15 protein-coding genes and 3 tRNA genes are annotated in these 18,949 nt (G+C 40.2%); 4 read left to right on the forward strand and 14 right to left on the reverse strand.

What is annotated here, in order from left to right; translation table 11 throughout:
* Window positions 1-188: 188 nt before the first annotated feature.
* The 3 genes from RBH88_RS07450 to RBH88_RS07460 form a co-directional block, all read right to left on the reverse strand.
* Window positions 189-1,445: a class II fructose-bisphosphate aldolase gene (locus RBH88_RS07450; RefSeq protein WP_213690292.1), complete on the reverse strand. Its 1,257-nt coding sequence runs from the start codon at window positions 1,443-1,445 to the stop codon at window positions 189-191.
* Between the two features lie 95 nt (window positions 1,446-1,540).
* A complete protein-coding gene (locus RBH88_RS07455; protein WP_213696062.1) occupies window positions 1,541-2,539 on the reverse strand; it encodes an ABC transporter substrate-binding protein in 999 nt (332 codons plus the stop codon).
* Between the two features lie 334 nt (window positions 2,540-2,873).
* Window positions 2,874-4,214: a sodium-dependent transporter gene (locus tag RBH88_RS07460; protein WP_213690293.1), complete on the reverse strand. Its 1,341-nt coding sequence runs from the start codon at window positions 4,212-4,214 to the stop codon at window positions 2,874-2,876.
* Between the two features lie 469 nt (window positions 4,215-4,683).
* On the opposite strand from RBH88_RS07460, the gene RBH88_RS07465 reads away from it, so the two are divergent.
* Both RBH88_RS07465 and RBH88_RS07470 read left to right on the forward strand, forming a co-directional pair.
* Window positions 4,684-4,757: transfer RNA gene (locus tag RBH88_RS07465), tRNA-Gln, on the forward strand.
* A gap of 8 nt (window positions 4,758-4,765) precedes the next feature.
* Window positions 4,766-4,841, forward strand: a tRNA-Glu gene (locus tag RBH88_RS07470).
* A gap of 78 nt (window positions 4,842-4,919) precedes the next feature.
* On the opposite strand, the gene speD is transcribed toward RBH88_RS07470, so the two are convergent.
* Complete coding sequence (gene speD / locus RBH88_RS07475) at window positions 4,920-5,336, reverse strand: adenosylmethionine decarboxylase (RefSeq protein ID WP_213690294.1); 417 nt, start codon at window positions 5,334-5,336, stop codon at window positions 4,920-4,922.
* 224 nt (window positions 5,337-5,560) lie between these two features.
* On the opposite strand from speD, the gene RBH88_RS07480 reads away from it, so the two are divergent.
* Window positions 5,561-6,715 (forward strand): DUF1624 domain-containing protein, encoded by a 1,155-nt coding sequence (locus RBH88_RS07480; protein ID WP_213701126.1) that lies wholly within the window; start codon window positions 5,561-5,563, stop codon window positions 6,713-6,715.
* 71 nt (window positions 6,716-6,786) lie between these two features.
* Here RBH88_RS07480 and RBH88_RS07485 read toward each other — a convergent pair.
* Window positions 6,787-6,862 (reverse strand) — tRNA-Ala (locus RBH88_RS07485).
* A 182-nt stretch (window positions 6,863-7,044) separates the two neighbouring features.
* On the opposite strand from RBH88_RS07485, the gene RBH88_RS07490 reads away from it, so the two are divergent.
* Window positions 7,045-8,799: a phosphodiester glycosidase family protein gene (locus RBH88_RS07490; RefSeq protein WP_213690296.1), complete on the forward strand. Its 1,755-nt coding sequence runs from the start codon at window positions 7,045-7,047 to the stop codon at window positions 8,797-8,799.
* On the opposite strand, the gene RBH88_RS07495 is transcribed toward RBH88_RS07490, so the two are convergent.
* The 9 genes from RBH88_RS07495 to RBH88_RS07535 all read right to left on the reverse strand — a co-directional run bounded on the left by RBH88_RS07495 (window position 8,763) and on the right by RBH88_RS07535 (window position 18,878).
* Window positions 8,763-9,632 (reverse strand): mechanosensitive ion channel family protein, encoded by an 870-nt coding sequence (locus RBH88_RS07495; RefSeq protein WP_213690297.1) that lies wholly within the window; start codon window positions 9,630-9,632, stop codon window positions 8,763-8,765. The two genes, RBH88_RS07490 and RBH88_RS07495, sit on opposite strands and share 37 nt — an antisense overlap.
* Window positions 9,633-9,664: 32 nt before the next feature.
* Window positions 9,665-10,111 carry a hypothetical protein gene (locus tag RBH88_RS07500; RefSeq protein ID WP_213690298.1) on the reverse strand — a complete coding sequence of 149 codons (447 nt, stop codon included), beginning with the start codon at window positions 10,109-10,111 and terminating at the stop codon, window positions 9,665-9,667.
* Between the two features lie 12 nt (window positions 10,112-10,123).
* Window positions 10,124-10,987, reverse strand: a complete 864-nt coding sequence (locus tag RBH88_RS07505) for a peptidylprolyl isomerase (RefSeq protein ID WP_213690299.1) — start codon at window positions 10,985-10,987, stop codon at window positions 10,124-10,126.
* A gap of 15 nt (window positions 10,988-11,002) precedes the next feature.
* A complete protein-coding gene (locus RBH88_RS07510; protein WP_213690300.1) occupies window positions 11,003-11,848 on the reverse strand; it encodes an ATP-dependent Clp protease proteolytic subunit in 846 nt (281 codons plus the stop codon).
* Window positions 11,849-11,935: 87 nt separating this feature from the next.
* On the reverse strand, window positions 11,936-14,431 hold the full coding sequence (locus tag RBH88_RS07515; RefSeq protein WP_213699331.1) for an ATP-dependent Clp protease ATP-binding subunit: 2,496 nt from the start codon (window positions 14,429-14,431) through the stop codon (window positions 11,936-11,938).
* A gap of 29 nt (window positions 14,432-14,460) precedes the next feature.
* Window positions 14,461-14,943 (reverse strand): CtsR family transcriptional regulator, encoded by a 483-nt coding sequence (locus RBH88_RS07520; protein ID WP_213690306.1) that lies wholly within the window; start codon window positions 14,941-14,943, stop codon window positions 14,461-14,463.
* A 92-nt stretch (window positions 14,944-15,035) separates the two neighbouring features.
* Window positions 15,036-15,638: a glycerol-3-phosphate 1-O-acyltransferase PlsY gene (gene plsY, locus RBH88_RS07525; RefSeq protein ID WP_213701127.1), complete on the reverse strand. Its 603-nt coding sequence runs from the start codon at window positions 15,636-15,638 to the stop codon at window positions 15,036-15,038.
* A gap of 2 nt (window positions 15,639-15,640) precedes the next feature.
* The gene (locus RBH88_RS07530; protein WP_213701128.1) at window positions 15,641-17,695 is read right to left on the reverse strand and encodes an acetate--CoA ligase family protein; all 2,055 of its coding nucleotides are present in this window, start codon (window positions 17,693-17,695) and stop codon (window positions 15,641-15,643) included.
* 88 nt (window positions 17,696-17,783) lie between these two features.
* On the reverse strand, window positions 17,784-18,878 hold the full coding sequence (locus RBH88_RS07535; RefSeq protein ID WP_213690309.1) for a RelA/SpoT domain-containing protein: 1,095 nt from the start codon (window positions 18,876-18,878) through the stop codon (window positions 17,784-17,786).
* Window positions 18,879-18,949: the final 71 nt, after the last annotated feature.

The following is an 18,949-nucleotide window of genomic DNA, read 5'->3' on the forward strand; positions in this document are numbered from 1 at the left end:
CTTCGACACAAGCTCCAAGGTGGTCTTCGTTCAGACAATCCGCAAAAAGCTCTCAGCCGCTGGCTTTTCTCTCTGTTCCGGATAAATACAAAACTACTTTCCTCTTCATCGCTCGTACCACAAACAAATTTTACATTTGAGGTAATCTTATATACTTAGTTTATATATCTGTCAAGAAGAGATTTTTTCTAATCTGTATAATCTTGACCGTCCTTTAAGGAATGTCCTGGTACACGATCAACTGTAAAATCGGATCTTTTCCCTAAAATTGCTTGTTCGGGAGTACCATTATGATCAGAGCGTTTTGCAATAAACTCAAGAACTCTATCAGCAGAATCCACTGCATTAAATGCCTTAATAAAACGCGTTGCCCATTCCTCTGTTTCATCAACAATTCGCCCTATAATTTCAGGGGACTCGCTCTGAATTATATCTCCCATGGGCAAATTAGCTTTTTTATAATTTCCGTCTTTTCTACTGTATCCTTGAGCGTCACACCACTCTACAATTTTCTGCCATGTTTGCTCAGTTACACCACGATTCGGCTCTTTGACATACGCACCGTTTTCTGTAATGGCGTTCCCCGTATCTGGATCCATTTTGATTCCAAATATAATGTTCTGGAAAAGAGTCGCAACATTTCCCTTATTAATGCCAAAACGGGCAAATTTAGCCACCTTTTCAATAGGAGTACCAGAAATACCGTGCTGCGCAATTGACGCACCATAAGGGCGAATAGCATTGGCTATTTCAAGGGTTCTTTCAAGATCTATGCCTTCCTGCTGGCCTGTATCATAAGTTCCATGCAAACTGCCATTAGAAATAGCAAGAAGATCTGGGAAGATTCCCCACGAATTAAGCCCTCCAATAAAGAATTTTGCTTCCTCTACTGTGGTTAATTCCCCTGGCCCTTTTATCTCACCTACTTCAACTTCCAATCCAAGATAGGGAGGAATATGCATTGCTACATCACGAGTGCTGCAAAGATTTTCCCAATCTGGCAAATGAGAGGCATCAATGGCAACAGAAGTCCATCCTTCTTGAATAATTGAAGGAATATGACTTACAGCCTTGAAAAGATCCGCTTCGGACTTAATAGCATAATGGTCGACATGCAGACCAAAGATCACACCATGTCCCAATTCAGAAGAAGTTTTTACTGCATATTCCGGAAGATTTTGGAAATTTCCGGCACAGTACGTCGCTTCTGACTTCGCTATCTCAATAAAAACAGCCGCATTCAATTTTTTAGCAGCCCTGAACACACCTTTTATTGTCAAAGGGTTCCGTGCATTAGCTGCAAGAATAATAGCATTTGCTTCTCTGAAGGCTCTAACAATGTCTCGACCACTGACCAATCCAACTTCTTCATTTCCCCATAAAGCCTGAACGTTCAGAGGGCGTTTTTTCAGCATCTCTTTATATGAGGCGCTGTTCGTTCTCATCCGTTGTCACGCTCCTTATATAATTTTCCTAAAATATTTTTATCTCAAATATAGACACCCATAAATGACATACAATACACTATACCACAAGCTTTTTATAGGGCTTGTTCAACCTTACGAATTGTCTCATCATCAAGCCAATTCATCCAATCCTCTTTGTATTCCTTGAGATACCAAAGAGCTGTTTCTTCTGCAGTTGCTTTATTTTTTTGCATATAAGCTAACGCCCTATTAGACTTATCTAACGTTGATTGATACTTTTTCAAGAAAGTGACAATATCAGGATTTTTTTTTGCAAAATCAGCATTAATAAGTTTAAGAACTTTTGATTTGGGATAGGCGCATCCATGATTTTCTTCCCATTTTTCCTGATCGAACAATGGTTCTTCAAGCATTGTCATATCAAGAGTACCCATTATTGCGGTCGGTTCCCAATGATAAACCAGAATCGGCTCTCCTCTTTGATAGGCACGCATAATAACTGTCGTCAAAGCTGTTCCTGATCCTGGATCGAACGCTATGAAATATTCATCTAATCCATACGCTTCGAATTTATCTTTATTAATGGAATGACAAACCCATCCAGAAGGAGCATTATAAAATCTTCCTTTGTTTGGTTCCTCTGGATCTTTGAAAAATTCCCAATATTTTGGAAGATCCATCACAGACTTTAGATTCGGCAATATTGGATCAATCCCTCGTTCGGGATCTCCTTTAATAACGTATGTAGGGACATACCAACCTTGAGGAGCGTCAGGATAAGTATTGCCAAGACTAAGAACCTTTCCTGCTTCTTTGTTACGTTTCCACCATTCAGGAACGTTATCAACCCAAAGGTCCAATACTACATCATAATTTCCTCGCTCAAGCCCCAAAAGACCTGGCATTGAGTCAGCAAAAACATAGTCTATTTTTTTGCCATATCCGTGTTCCAGAATAAAACCAGCCACTCTATTATGTATTTGAACAGAATCATAACTTAGATCAATCATAACAATCTCTTTTTGACTGGCTAATGCTTTTGGGGAGAAAGGGGAAATTATTAGAGACAAACCACTTATGAGAAGTATTATCGAAACAAAATATTTTTTCATATAGCTACCTCCTTTATTCCTAAGCGAAGACATATGAAGCATAGCTATACAATTTTCTTTCGGGGAATAAACCATTAACAATAATTAGTTAACAAAAAACACAACACTACATAATAAAAAAATCACCAGCAATTTAGTAGTTTGTCACGCCATTTATTTTCTTCTAGTAAAAATATGCTTCATATGCACAACACTCACTATAAATTAACATGTTGGAACTATTGCGTCAAAGAAAGAAGGGCACTTATCACTAACAATCCTACTATATTGCAAACAGAAAAGAAGAATTCTTTTGTAAAATCCTTCTTTTCTGTTCAGTTAAAAAACTAAGATTTTAACGTAAACCATTCCACATGATCATAATGATAGCTATAGGAGCAAAAAAGCGCAGTATCAAAAGCCATGGAGACATAAGAGCAAAGTCAAGTCGGCCATTGTTGGAAACATCATCTTTGATTCTATCTGTTACAACCCATCCAACAAATAAAGAGATCAAAAGACCACCTGTAGTCAAAAGGATGTTATTGCATACCCAGTCCATGGCATCAAGAAAACTCTTTCCAAAGAGATTAATAGGATAGGCTCCCTGAGAAAGAGCCGATGGAATTCCGAGAAGAAAGATAGCTGTTCCCATAAGAAAGCAACTTTTTCTTCTACTCCATTTCAACTCATCTTTACAGTAAGATACAACAACCTCGAAAAGAGATACTGACGAGGTAAGAGCAGCTATAAAGAGAAGTGCAAAAAAGAGCGCTGACCAGACCATACCGCCCCACATTTTCGAAAAAACTGCGGGCAAAGTTATAAAAGTGAGACCCGCCCCAGCCCCTGCATCGATGCCAAAAGAAAAAACAGTAGGGAAAATGATCAATCCAGCAAGAAAAGCAACAAGGGTATCAAGAAGAGTAACTGTAGCAACTGATTTAGGAATATTTTCATTCTTACCAATGTAGCTGCCAAAAGTTATGAGAATTCCCATACCGAGAGAAAGTGAATAAAAAGCTTGTCCTAAAGCATCAATAATAGTACTTCCTGTAACTTTTGAAAAATCTGGCTTAAGATAAAAAGCAATACCTTTTGATGCGCCTGGAAGCGTCAAAGCCCTGACAACAAGTATCAGTATGATAAGGAAAAGTCCTGGCATTAGAATTTTGCTGGCCCGTTCAATACCTTGACCAACACCTTTATACACCACCATAACAACCATAAGCATAAAAGCAAAAAAAGCCAGAAGAACTTGAGTAGGATTAGCAATAAAACCTAAAAAAGCATTCTGTACAGCCGACGTATCATTAAGAGACATAAGGCCTGTGAAAGACTTAAAAATATAAGCGAATGTCCAACCTCCGATAACGGCATAATAAGAAAGAATAATAAAGGCTACAGCCAGCCCCATCCAACCAACGAGAGGCCAGGCGCCTCCTTTTAGCTCTTTGAAAGCTCCCACAGCATTCTTTTTCGCTGCGCGACCAATAGCAAACTCTGCCAACATTACTGATGCTCCTATAGTAAATGCCAAAGCAATGTATATCACGAGAAATGCAGCTCCACCATTTTTACCCGTAATATAGGGGAAACGCCAGATATTTCCAAGACCAACTGCTGATCCCGCTGACGCAAGAAGAAAGCCAACCCGGCTTCCCCACTGCTCCCTTTCTTTTTCTTCTTGTCTCATAAAAATCCCTCCCTGTAATATTTGAATATTCAAAACAGATAGACGCATAACATAAGCGCTCTTTATGGCGTTAGTAATTTAGCTATTTAAGAATTTAATGTGATCTTGATGACTGAATAAAAAAAAGGGCCGAACCCTAAAAAGGGCCCGACCCCGAAAAGTCTGCTGGCTAAAATCAAATGCCAGTAGGCGCTCCGGAAGAGGGCCCGCAGCTAATAATAACGAGGAGTATAATTATTATGTTAACTAAAGTATTTCGATTTATAATCACTACGTTCCCCTCCTTGCCTCTGGTGTATTTTGTATCCTCGAAAGTGGCGCTATTCTATATGTTATTTTCAGACTTGTCAAATTCTATTTTATTAAATATTTCAAGGTTCACCATTAAACACATTTCTGCGAAGAAAAGGGGTTGCAGTTTCATAAAGACCATGGTAATATACCCATCGCTGTGTGAGACGTAGAATGTTGGGGAATGGTGCAACGGCAGCACGCCTGACTCTGGATCAGGTAATCCTGGTTCGAATCCAGGTTCCCCAGCCAGAAAAAGAGGCCCCATCGACTAGTGGTCAAGGTCGTCACCCTCTCAAGGTGGAGACACGGGTTCGAATCCCGTTGGGGCTACCAATATAAATTTAAAAGAGGCTAGAAATTCTAGCCTCTTTTTTTGCTTTTTGGATAACAACGAGAGAAGAAGAGAACTCTCTACTTGCCTTCGTCTTCCTCTTTTAATCTCTCTTCCCAAGTAATAAACGAGTGGTAGTAAAGTTCGTCGCCATCATCAATTCCACGGGTAATTTCTGTTATGTGGGTATGGGCGGCACCAATCTGCTCCAATACATATTTTACAGCTACCTCTGGCATACTGTGTTCCCCACAGGTATAGATATCAAGAGCCATATACTGAGCTTCTGGCCATGTATGGACAGAAAGATGCGATTCACTGATGACCACAACGCCGCTCACTCCATTGGGAGGAAATCGATGAAAGGACACGGACCAAACCTGCGTATTTGCTCTTTTTGCCGCTTCCACTAAAATCTCTTGCAACCGTTCAACCTGTCCGATAACGTCCCCACATCCCGAAGCCTCAACAATAAAGTGGTACCCCTTTGGTGACATTTACCCTCCTCCTCTTTCTACAAACAAAATTGCCCTCAGGCCAAGTGGAATAAGTATAGTACAAAAGAACACAAAAGCACAAAAAAGAAAGTAAAAAATCTTGAATACTTTTCACACTGTTCCCAGCACAAAAAACTATAAAGCAAAACGATAGTTAGCTAATTATTGTGAACGCTTTAAAACGGGGGTAAAATTAAAATTAAAAGTGTAAGGAGGATAAAAAGATGGAAACAAGTTATTTAAAGTCTGGTAAAAGGATTCTTGAACTAGATGCCGCTCGCGGAATCCTCATGATTTTAATGGCTCTTGACCATTCTTCATCATTTATAGGTAACATTCACTTTAGTGAAATGTGGGCTTTGCCCATGCCGGATTATGGTAATTCTCTGCTCGCTTTTTTCACGCGATGGATTACACATCCTTGTGCTCCTGGTTTCACTTTCCTTATGGGAACCGGAATGATTCTCTTTGTTGAATCAAGGATAAAACGCGGTTGGAAAGCGCATGCTATGCTTCGTCACTTTTTCATCAGAGGATTTATTCTTCTATTTTTATCACTCACTTTAGAGAATTTCTTTTGGAATTGGGGATTTTTAACTAAACAAGGTGGTCCCAAATGGTTCATCTTTTTCACTATTATTTCAACATTGGGTATCTCTATGATGGCAAGTTCGCTGTTAATGAAATTACGCTCCTTATGGTTAGTAATCTTTTCGATGATTTGCATTATTGTAACTCCGTTCTTTCTTCCCTTAGGTCTCCCTATAAAAGAAATAGCTGGGCAACTTTCTATGTCTCAAATTCTTCTCTTTACACCTTGGGAATTTAAAACCTTTGTGGGGCCAATAGCTTTTTGGGTCTACCCACTTATGCCCTGGTTAAGTATAACTCTTTTAGGCATAATATTCGGACGCATTCTTATCAAGTACAGAGATGGTGCCTTTAAAAAAACAGGCTTGGTCGGCGGAGCTTTTCTACTTATCTTTGCCGCAATGAGATTCGCTGGATCTTTAGCCAATATAAATACACTGAAACCAAATGGACTAATAAGCTTTCTTTCCATCACTAAGTACCCACCAAGCATAACTTTTATCCTCTTAACTCTCGGCATTTTATTTCTCGTGTTGGCAATGCTTAACCATTTTGCTTCTCATATGAGTGATAAAAACCCTTTAGTAATTTTTGGGAGAGTGCCTTTGTTCTATTACATGCTCCACCTTGCTCTTTTTAGTGTTATGGGCAAAATCATCTCTGCATCAGGATATGCTGTAGCATACGGGGCATGGGGGACAGGAATCATTTTGCTTTATTTTCCCTGCAAATGGTATGCTAGATTCAAGAAAAGTACCTCTATAGATTCAATTTGGAGGCTATTCTAAGATCATATAGTTAAGACAAAACATAAAAAAGCAGCTGATGGAATATTCCATCAGCTGCTTTATCATTCTAATGGTGGAGCTAAGGGGATTCGAACCCCTGACCTCTTGAATGCCATTCAAGCGCTCTCCCAGCTGAGCTATAGCCCCGCATCGCGAAACGTGAGTATTATAAGTAGCCACAGCAGTTCTGTCAACCTCTGAAAATTTTATTTTCTTAAAAGGGGACCTAAAATCACTGCCTAAGAAGGGTCTCAAGCATGATTGTCCTTATATATTGGCAATGAGAAAATATAAAGATACCTAAATATAACCATGAGGAGAACTTTTCCATGACTTTAAAAAAATTAGCAACAACACTTTGCTGTTTTTCCACTTTAGCCCTTTTTTATCTCTGGGGATCTATTCCAGCTGAAGCTATAACTCGTGGAATAATGGCGGAAGCTATTGTTGATGCTTTAGCGATACCCAGATGGACAGGAGAAGAAAGATTCTCTGATGTGCCTGAAAATCATCCCGCCTTTTCAGCCATAGAAACAGCACGGTCATACGGCATTATATATCCAGGAGAACGTTTTCACCCTGATTTGGAAGCAACACGAATTGAAGCCCTTTATTTCGCTTTTAAGGCTATGGGGTGGTCTCATGAAGCTTCGCTTATGGGGAAACTCAATTTTGAAGAAAATAACGAGATTCCGGAATATATGGTTTCATATCTATCTCTTGGCAAGACTTGTGTACCAAGTGCTCCTCAAAAGTTCTTGACTGAACCTAAAGGAAATTTAACGGATGACGATCTTAAAAGTTTAGTTGATTGGTTGTTGCAATGTCGTCAATCAATTGTCTGGGATGAGATATTTCACGGGAAATATACGTCTTTACGCATACATCGCGAAAAGATAGGGACACCTCCTCGTTCATGGGCTATTTTTGTAAAAGAAGCGCCTGATAAGAATTCAGCTCTTCTATTGCAAGAAAAAATATCTCTTCAGGGATTACCTGCTTTTATAGCAAATACTGAATGTGCTTTTGCCGTATTTGTCGGTCCTTATTCTAATTACGTAAAAGCATGGGAAACCCTCTCTGCTATGCCTTCGGAATTTGTTGGGAATGTAGTCCCCTACAGTGAGCAAGGGAGCAACGCTCTTTTTTGGGCAGCTATATGCTCAATAGATGGATATTATCCATCTATCATAACTGCACCTTCTCAAGGAAGATCTCTAGCCTCATTAAGTAATATAGCCAAGAAGGCAAAGGCAGAAGGAGGGATTAATGGTGGTTTTTTCGCTAGTAAAAAACCTATCGGGACCTTACTTATCGATGGGGAACCTGTTTCTCCCTCATATACGTCACGTTCTGCCATTGGGTGGTCAGATAAAGGAGAGGCTTTCTTCGGCAATGGAGAGTTTCGAATAGTGCTGCGAAAAGAAAACTGGATCGCGCCAGTACCCCTTTTAAATACAATGCCTCCACAAAATAGCTTGGCCCTTTTTTCGTCTGAAGCAGGTCCTCTTGCTCGTCCTCTGCCCCAAGACAGCCAAGCCTTCTTATTAACTAACGGGCATGTTAGTGAGCTTAATGGAATATCTAAAGCTAAACGAATAGTTCCTTCAGGAAGTCTTCTTTTAGCTGCTCGAGGAACAGGAATACAAGTTGTACGCTCTTTACTGGAAAAAGGGAATCCACTCTCTGTTGAAGTTGAGTGGCGTGACCCAGTTATGCAAAAATCAAAGTTTGCGTTACAAGGGGGACCAATGCTTTTAAAAGATGGAGAGTTACAATCAAAAAATGAAGGTTTTTCTGTAAATCTTCGTAATCAAAAACATCCACGCACCCTTGTAGGGTCAAATGGTAAGAAACTTTGGTGGGTCGTTATCGATGGCCGAGATCCATGGCACAGCAACGGGGTAACCCTCATGGAAGCAGCTCGACTTGCAGATAACTTGGGAATCTCTACCCTTCTGAATCTTGACGGAGGAGGCTCTTCAGAGCTTATATGGAAAGACTACATCATTAATTCCATTCCTGGTGGGAAGGAACGCCCTTTGCCTTACGGCATTTTCTTTGGTTCGGAAGAGGGGGAATGAAGCCATACTTCCGATTGTGGCACAGCAATACGTATACCAGAACGATCGAAAGCTTCCTTCACGCGTAGGCGGTATTCTCGCGATAAAACCCACTGGTCACCTGGTGTCGTATCAAAGAGGGTTCTCAATAATATAGAACTATCGAGAAAATCGAGAATTCCCTGTACTGTAGGAGGCCCTATAAAAAGAGAAGGGTTCTCTTCCTGCAAGCTATTGGCTGTCTCTTCCATAATGTGCATAGCCTGACGAACATCTGTATCGAAGGGCACGCGCAACTTTATGGTCGCACGAGACCAGTTTTTCGTGTAGTTAGTAATGCCATTAATGCTTCCATTGGGAATAATAATAAGATTTCCATCAATATCTCGTAGGTGAGTGGTTCGAAGGGTTAACTTTTCTACTGTTCCGCCCCCCATAGACGTTTCTATCCAATCCCCTACACCATAATGATCTTCTAATACGACAAAGATACCGTTTAAAAAATCACGAATTATATTCTGTGCAGCCATGGAGATTCCCAAACCTGCTAATCCAACTCCTGTAAGTATAGGAGTAATATTCACACCGAAACTACCTATGATGCTCAGCACAAATACAATGGCAATAACCCATTTCACAACATTTAATGTAATACCTTTCAATGTCTCTACCCGTTGTAAAGCAGATGGGCGTCTTTCATTATTTTCACTTTTTTCTATCCGTTTTCGAAGAAGATCAAAACTTCTGGAAAGGGCCAAAAGAACAATCTTACTAACAATAATCCAAGCAATGAGTAAACCTAATGCAACAATGAGCTGATGAGCAAAAGGAAATGCAGCCCTGATCCCTTCCATTTTTTTCTCTCCTTATCTCTGCACAATAAAACTTACATATCTGTTATATCTTCTATGTTAATATCTGAATGGTATCGCTTCATATATGAATTAAAAGCTTCTAGCTGACTAATTTTAAAAGGGATCTGCCATCCCTTACCGTTCTCTTTAAAAAAACGAGCATAAAACATATTTTTCTTACGCTGTAAAACTACAGAATTAATAACATCCCATGACAACGTTTCTTCTTTTTTCTTTCCCCAAACAGATCGAACATGAACAACTCCCTCTGGAGAAAGAGACATAGAGGTAGAAATGCCTCCTATAGAAAAACATACAACTCCCACTAAAATATAGGGAAACATCAGCTTCAACTCAGCAATAGAATGAGAAAAGAGCTTACCCAGCCCCAGCGCTAAAATTATGAAACCAACGGCTGATGCCATAATCCTCAGCCATTTAGGAAGAGCAAAAGAAGACTCTAAATTTTGTGTTTTCATAACTTACCCCCGTTAAGGAATACGTATTTCATCAAGAGCTTCACTCTCGTTTGATATTTCTACCCCTTTTTTAAGGTTAAGCAATTCTTCATTGATATATTCTGCCTCTAGGTCTTTTTGAACTTGTTCCTTGACTTGCTCATATGGCAAAAGAGCTCCGCCTTTTTCCTCAAGCAATTGAATGATGTGAAATCCGTACTCCGCTTTTATCGGCTCACTAAAATCCGTTACTTTCATCCTCTTAACAACATTAAAGACTTCAGGAAGTTCGCTTTCTTTAATCCATCCCATATCACCGCCATCACGCGCCGTAGAAAAATCCAAGCTAAGCTGAGTGGCAAGTTTTTCGAAGGGAATTCCTGTTAAAAGACGAAGCAAGACAGAGTGAGCTTCAGCCATATTTCCGACAAGTATATGGCGAATATGGTATTGTTTTTCTTGCGTGTATAATTCCGAGTGGTTTTTATAAAAAAGTTTGGACGTTTTCTCGCTAAGATCCCAATTTTTAGAAAGAGATTCAACGTATGCATCTGCTAATACGTTTAAACGTGTCCATCTTAGACGAGCTGCGACATCAGCGTTGAACTGTAACCCTTTAAGTTGGGCTCCTCGCGCTAAAAGCAGCATATTCGTAACGCCATCAAGAAGCTCATTTTGTTCATCATTGCTCATCCGCTGAACTATCAATGCAGCTAAAGCTCTGTCAACTCCTGTGTGCTCTTGTATCAGAAAGAGAATGTCATCATTGCTAACTGTTTCAATTCCAACACGAACTGGTTCTTTAAACTCTTTGGCTTCAATCACTGATGGAAAAGTTATAGCTGTTACAATGCAACAAAGAATAGGAATAATAACTTTTTTAATACTTGTGGGCATTACAAAGTGCCTCCTTTACCGCCTTGCGTCTGAATGATTACCATCTGGAGCTGAAGGATAAGGAATAGGAACATACTGAACAGAAGGACGTCCTAGCCCTGATTGAGGATACAGCTTCATAATATTACAAATTTGAGAAGAAAGATCTGTATTCACCGGCAATCCTAGAGACACCGCTTCTTCCGCAGTTATAGGGTAATCGTGTGTCCATCGACCTTCAGTTAATACTGTAGCCAGTTCTATTGCCTTTTCTTCTCCCATTTTATCTTTTAAAAGGTTATATACAAAAGAACGTGTTTGTTTCACGGCTTTCCTGCTCACGTCAGCAAGTATTAGAGTTGTATCATCAATTTCAGAGACTGGTTTCTCTTCAACAGCTCTTAATATAGAAGCTGCGGGATATTGCCCTATTTGAGGATCCACCGGGCCGAGTACTGCATGTTTATCCATAAGAATTTCATCAGCTGCAAGAGCAATGAGAGTTCCCCCAGACATTGCATAGTGAGGAACAACAACTGTAACTTTTGCCGGATGTTTGTTCAATGCATAAGCTATTTGTTCTGCAGCAAGCAATAAACCTCCCGGAGTATGAATAATGAGATCTATGGGTGTCCCCTCTGAAGTAAGACGAATGGCTCGAAGCACTTCTTCAGAATCCTCTATGTTTATGAAGTTCCGAGAAAACATTCCAAAAAAACCGATGCTCTCTTGTCGATGAATAAGCGTAATGATTCTACTTTTACGACGTTTTTCGCACGTTCTAAGTGCCGTAATTCTTCTCCAATGTAACAATTGCTGCTTGAGTTGGGGATAGATGAAAAAGAAGACAAAGAATAGAAACCATATATTAGATCCTTCCATGAGGCACCTCCTTCATTAAATTCAGGGGGATAGTGCCTTTTATTGTACATGGCAGAACTCTCTCTGTCATCATAAAAAAAGGCGGCTTTAAACTGCCGCCTTTTTTTCTTTCTTTTGTTTTTTGGGAGTCTTTCTACTTTTGACCGTAATCTCTCCGTTACTCAAACCGATAAAAACCTGACTCCCCCGTTTAACTTTTCCTTCAAGAAGAAGATCAGCTAATCGGTCCTCAATAAGCTGTTGTATTTTACGGCGCAAAGGTCTGGCTCCAAACTTAGGGTTGTAACCCTTTTCAAGAATAAACCCCTTCGCCTCTTCACTTACATTGATATCGATATCGTGGACTAACAGTCTCTTTTTAATCTCATTTAACATAATATCGACTATAGACAACATTTCTTTTTTGTTCAAAGGTCTGAAGACAACCATTTCATCAATACGATTTATAAATTCTGGTCTAAATGTTTTCTGAACAGCATCTAAAATATATGATTTTGTTTTGCTCCAATCAAAATAGCCGTCTGTCTCTTCAGTTACAGAAAAGCCCAGAGACGTACCTTTTGCTAGTTCCTTAGCTCCAACATTACTTGTCATAATAATGACAGCATTTCTGAAATCTACTGTATGTCCCTGACCATCTGTAAGTCGCCCATCTTCAAGAATCTGAAGTAAGGTATTAAAAATGTCTTCATGAGCTTTTTCTATTTCGTCGAAAAGGACAACTGAGTATGGACGACGCCTTATCGCTTCTGTTAGTTTTCCACCTTCATCGTAGCCCACATAGCCAGGAGGAGCTCCTATAAGTTTACCAACCTCATGGCGTTCCATAAATTCACTCATGTCCAAGCGAATCATGGCTTCTTCACTTCCAAAAAGAAACTCGGCCAATCTTCTGGCTAACTCCGTCTTTCCGACACCAGTGGGACCAAGGAAAAGAAAACTTCCTACAGGACGTCGAGGATCTTTCATTCCACTTCTTGCACGTCGTATAGCTCTTGAAACAGCATTAACAGCCTCATCCTGCCCAATAAGCTGGCGATGAATTTCCTCTTCCATTCGAAGTAATCGATGAGATTCTTCCTCTGTCAATTGCGCCACAGGAATATTTGTCCATTCGCTTACAATCGTCGCGATATCATCAAAACCAACAAGAGGCTTTTCTTGGTGTCTTCTTGATTGCCAGTTTTTCTTATTCATTTCAAGTTCTTCAGATATCTGACGCTCGGTATCACGTAAACGTGCTGCCTTTTCAAATTCCTGTGATGTTACTGCCGCCTCTTTTTCCTTACGAACTTCTTCAAGATGATATTCTATATCTTTCAACTCTGCAGGAATTTCCATAGTTTTAAGCCGGGCACGAGCCGCTGCTTCATCGATAAGATCAATCGCCTTGTCGGGAAGAAAACGATCCGTAATGTAGCGGGATGAAAGTCGAGCCGCTGCTACAAGTGCATCGTCAGCAATATTTACTCTATGGTGAGATTCGTATCGATCTCGAAGCCCCTCAAGAATATGCACCGTATCATCGATAGAAGGTTCATCAACAAAAACAGGCTGGAAACGGCGTTCAAGGGCCGCATCCTTTTCTATATATTTTCTATACTCTTCAAGAGTTGTTGCGCCTATAACTTGAAATTCTCCTCGAGACAAACTCGGCTTAAGAATATTAGCCGCATCAACAGCCCCTTCAGCTCCACCAGCTCCAATTATTGTGTGAATCTCGTCAATAAAGATGATAATATCTCCAGCCTCTCGAAGTTCCTTCAAAAGCTTCCTCATTCGCTCTTCGAATTCACCTCTATACTTCGTGCCTGCAACGAGATTACCCATATTCAGCTGAACTATTTTTTTCCCTCGCAAAATTTCTGCGATATTACCATCGTTTATCTTTTGCGCGAGTCCTTCAACAATAGCTGTTTTTCCTACTCCTGGATCGCCAAGAAGAATAGGATTGTTCTTTGTGCGTCTCGCAAGAATTTGAATAACTCTCTGAATTTCTTTATCTCTGCCTATTACCGGATCTAATTCATCTTTCTTGCTTTTTTCAGACAAATCAACGCCTAGCTGATCAAGGGTCGGCGTTTTGCTGTTCATTCGATTCTGACCGTCTCCCAGCATTTCGGTTTGGGGCATTCCATCCGCCTCGTTATTGCTGATAAAACGTCCTATTTCTCGCTGTATTACCGTCATATCGATTCCCAAAGATAAAAGAATCTGTGCAGCAACACCTTCTCCTTCTGCCAAGAGACCAAGAAGAACATGCTCTGTTCCTACATAGTTAACCCCCATATTTCTAGCTTCTTTAATAGCGAGATCAAGCACCCTTTTAGCCCTAGGACTCAAGGGAAGATCAATAGGCTTCAAAATAGGTTGTCCTTTGCCTACAAGTTCTTCTATCTGACGGCGCACTTCTAAAAAATTGACACCTAATGAATTTAATACTTGAGCTGCAACTCCTTCGCCCTCTACTAAAAGCCCCAGAAGTATATGTTCTGTGCCAATCACATCATGCCCCATACGAAGAGCTTCTCTGTGAGCAAGCTGAACTACTTTTTTACCTCGTTCTGTAAAAAATTGCCACATAGCTTTTCATCCTTTCAAATGGTACTCCTTTAAGCAAGAGCAAGACCTCGAAGCATTCTTCTCAACACCTCTGCTTGCAAAGCGTTACGTTTATATGGTGAAACATCAAAATCAGACGTGGCCAGCTCATCAACAAAACGCATAGCAATTTCTATTAAAAGACGTTCTCTGGAAGAAAGAAGTTCTCTCTCTTGTAAAGCTGCTAATAATCTCTTAGCATCTTGCTCACTGATAGCATTTCCAACTATTTCATCAATATGATTAACCTTTTCTTCCGGCATATCGTAACAAATACGTACAATACGAATATATCCGTGTCCACCACGTTGGCTCTCTACAATGTAACCTCTTTCTGGAGTAAAACGACTTCTTAAAACATAATTAATCTGACTAGGAACGCAGCCAAAAATCTCTGCAAGATCCTTACGTCGTAGAGAAACTGCGTCTTCCTCTACTTCATCTTCAAAAAGTTTATTAATGTAATCTTCAATAATCTCAGTTAGGCTAGGCATAGCTGAAACCTCCTACACCAAATCGTTGGGTATTCTTATTGTAGAGGGATGGTCAACATTAGTCAAGATAGGCATCCTCTGTACAAAAGTGATCACTTTTCGCCAATTCTCGACTCTTCTCCGTGTTGCATTCGTTTTATATTTTCTCGATGGCGAAATGATGCTAATAAGGCCATGAAGAGAACAGCCAACACGTAGGAAGGTTTGAGTTTCAAAATTAAGAAAAAAACAGGGAGGCTAAACAACGATATAAGGGATGCCAATGACACATATCGTGACACTTTCATTACTCCATACCAGATTATTCCAGCAGTGAGTGCAGCGTATGAGCTATAGGGAGGAATCATAAAAAAGACAACTCCAAAAGTTGTTGCCACTCCTTTTCCCCCCTTAAAACCGAGCCATAAGGGGAAATTGTGACCACAAACGCTGGCGAAGGCAATTGCTGCAATAAGGGGGGGGCTTTCTACATTCATTACTCTTGCAAGAATCAAAACAACGCCACCCTTTATCATGTCAATCAACGTTACGGCTACAGCCCACTTTTTACCCATTCGGCGCCCGACATTAGTCGCACCAATATTCCCTGAACCAAAATTTCGAATATCTTCGTTACGCAAAAGTTTTACGATAACATACCCAGTAGGGAACGAGCCTGCCAAATACCCTACGAGAACCCATATCCAGCCAGACATTTTTACCTCCTCACAACAAAAGCATCAACAACAACAGACCCCTTTTTTTTAACAAAAACAGGGTTTATTTCTAACTGAACAAGCTGATCTTCTATGCACGCCAAATTAGAGAGACGAGCAACCATCTTAGCAAAGGCCGCAACATCATAACTAGGCCTGCCCCAGGCACCCTTTAAGAGGGAGTACCCCTTCAAATCTCGAATCATCGCCATAGCGTTTTCTTCATCTACAGGAGCTATTCGCAACACACTATCTCGAACGGCACTCGCATAAACGCCTCCCAGACCAACAGAAAGGACAGAGCCAAAGATAGTATCTCTTTTTATGGCCACAGTACATTCGATACCATCTTTAAGCATTTCCTGAACAAGAACACCTCTTATGTCAGCCTCTGGATTGGCCAAGCGAGCTTTTTCTAGAGTTCGCCCGTATGCATTCCTCAACTCTTCTTCGCTATTCAAGTTTAGAGCAATAATACGAGCTTCACTTTTATGAACGATATTAGGAGACATTACTTTGAGAGCAACAGGGTATCCAATCATTTCGGCAGCTTCAAGTGCTTCTTCCAAAGATTGACATAAGTACTCTCTCGTTACATCGATATTGTGGAAAGCAAGCAATCTCTTTGCATCATATTCTGTCATTTTTTGTGGCAATTTAGGAAGTAGATCCTCTCCTTTTATCACGCATTCCTCACAACTTACTGGCATCATTTTATCAAGAGATGGAACTGGAGCACTTAGACCGGCAAGTGCTCGAGCACACCTTCTAGGGCTGGTAAAGAATGGAATGCCTTCCTCATTCAACATTTCTTTAACTTCCTCTTCCTCAATATCTCCAATGGAACAACAAACTATAGGATGCGTTTTCTGGCGAGCTACATCAAGTAAAGCAGCCAAAATATTACGAACCTCTTCACCCTTGCTTTCAGTAAGTATTGCTGTAATTATATCCAGGTTTGGAGAATCCATAAGACGACGAAGAAGATACGATATATCCTCTGATCCTTCGGCACCAAGAGAAGCTAAATCGATAGGATTTTTAACGTAAACATTATCAGGAAGACTTTTCTTAAATTCTCTCTGTAAATCTTCGGGAATAGAGGGAACCTTCAGCCCCTCTTCAAAACAATTATCTGAAAATGTAATTCCGGCTCCTTGAGAAGGGGAAACAATAACAGTTTTTCGGCCATTCGGTGGTATAAATGAATTATAAACTCTTGCAAGGTCAACAATTTCATCCACATCTCGAAGAGGAAGTATTCCGAATTGTCTAAATGCAGCATTCCAAATTGAAGAATTTCCCGCAACAACAGAAACATGACTAGTAATAGCCTGGCGAGAAGATACATTAAGCCCGCCTTTAAGAACGCCTATCCGAACCCCTTTTATATTCGCGTCACGAGCCATTCTTAAAAATGCAATTCCATCATGTAACCCTTCTAAGCAAAAAAGCAATAATTTTACAGAGGAATCCTTTAGTATCCATCTGCCAATATCCACTGTGTCAATATCGGCCGTGCCCCCAGTTGTTACAACATAACGGAAATTTGTTCCCGCCATCCTAGCAGCAGATGCGATAGCAAACCCCAAATCACCGCTTTGAGATACGAGAGCAACTTTTCCACATTTATCTTCCCAGCTAAAACTTCCTTGAAAAGGAGAAATAACAACATTATGCTTTAAATTCATAAATCCCATAGAATCCGGGCCTAGAAGACATACTTTTTCCTCTTCCAAACGCTTGTTTACTCTATTGATATCTTCCTGACTCCAAATGCTACTTTGTTCTGAAGAAAGGAGCATAATATACGGAATTTTTTGTTCTGCACATATATCTATCCAAGGTAATACTCTCGGCAATGGGACATCTAAAACAGCCAAATCTGAAGATTTTACTGGCTCTGTGCCATCATGAACTTCAAAAATTTGCCCTGTAAATGCAGACTGCTTTAAAGTTTCTACTGCCCGAGCACACGCACCTCGCCACGCAGATCCCTCACCAATAAAAGTAACTGACTGAGGACTAAATAATCTATCCAAATTAGCATTGAACATTAGAGATCAGTCCTTCCTGATGCTCACATAGAAATAAGGGAGAGCTTGACGCCCTCCCTTATTATAATCAACTATGGGAAGAGAAAAATTAATCGACGAGACCTTTTATTCGATCCGAACCTTTTTTGACATTTAAAGCAACAAGATCTTTCTCTTGAAGCACATCCCATTTCATATTTAAAAGTAATAAGAACAAAGCAGAAAACCCATCAACACGCCAATTTGCGTTCTCTTTTTCAAAAGCTTTAACAATGGATTCCAACTGTTCCATACCGAGGCCGTTCTTGTGAATATCTTTGATAAAGCGATCTAAATCTTCTATTGTTTTTATTTCAGAAGCTTGCAACATATCATAAAGATATGTAAAGCTCTCAGCTAAATATTCTTCAGTTGGATAAAAAGCAGGGAAACCGGCTTTAACTGCATTTGCTGCCCATTCTTCCGCTATCTCTTTATGTTCTTTAAAATAATCTGCTAAATTTTGTTGAGAAAGAACCTGAGATTGCTTTTCCTCTTCTTGTACAGGCTCCGTTCGAGAAGGAGCAACAAGCATAGAAGAATCCTTCGCCGCATCCCACAAAGCTAAAAAGCCTTCGTCAGCTTCTTCAAGAAGTGCACTAAGCCGTATAAGTTTTCTTTTCAATTTCTTCTGTGTCAAAGTATCAGTGGCGGTGGTACTCACTTTGGGAGAAATTGTAGCCCATGCTTCTTGGATCACTGTCCGAACAAGCACTGTACACTTTAAATCTCTATATTTACTCCACTCCCGAAGTCTGCTCCGCTCATTTGAAAGAGAAACAACATATGAAATAGAAGGATACCCAAATCTTTCAGGGTCATTCACCAAACTTGACGTCGTAACTGAGTGGGCAAGATCTACAAGAAATTCTTGCTGCAATATCTTTTCCACATTACGTACGTCTTCTGGGAAATGGAGCAATATCCGCACCTGAGAAAGGTCTTGAAATGCTCCAAGCGAAGAAAGTTCACCTTCATCTCTCTTCGCTAACTCTGAAATAAATTCATCAGGGTTTTTCGCGCTGCCTTGAATTCCATACACCATTATATCTTCTTGCCCAATTAAATCTTGAACAAGATTCTTCACACGCATTGTAAATTCTTCGTAAAGAGAGAGCTTCTCTACGTAAGCTCTGCCCCATTCTTCAGCCTTCCGACCTTCCATACATTAATCACCGCCTGTTAATGTTAGATCATTTCGTCTTCTGCAAACCCGTTAGAGGTATTGCTCCTCCA

The organism is Aminobacterium sp. MB27-C1 (assembly GCF_030908405.1).
GTDB lineage: Bacteria > Synergistota > Synergistia > Synergistales > Aminobacteriaceae > Aminobacterium.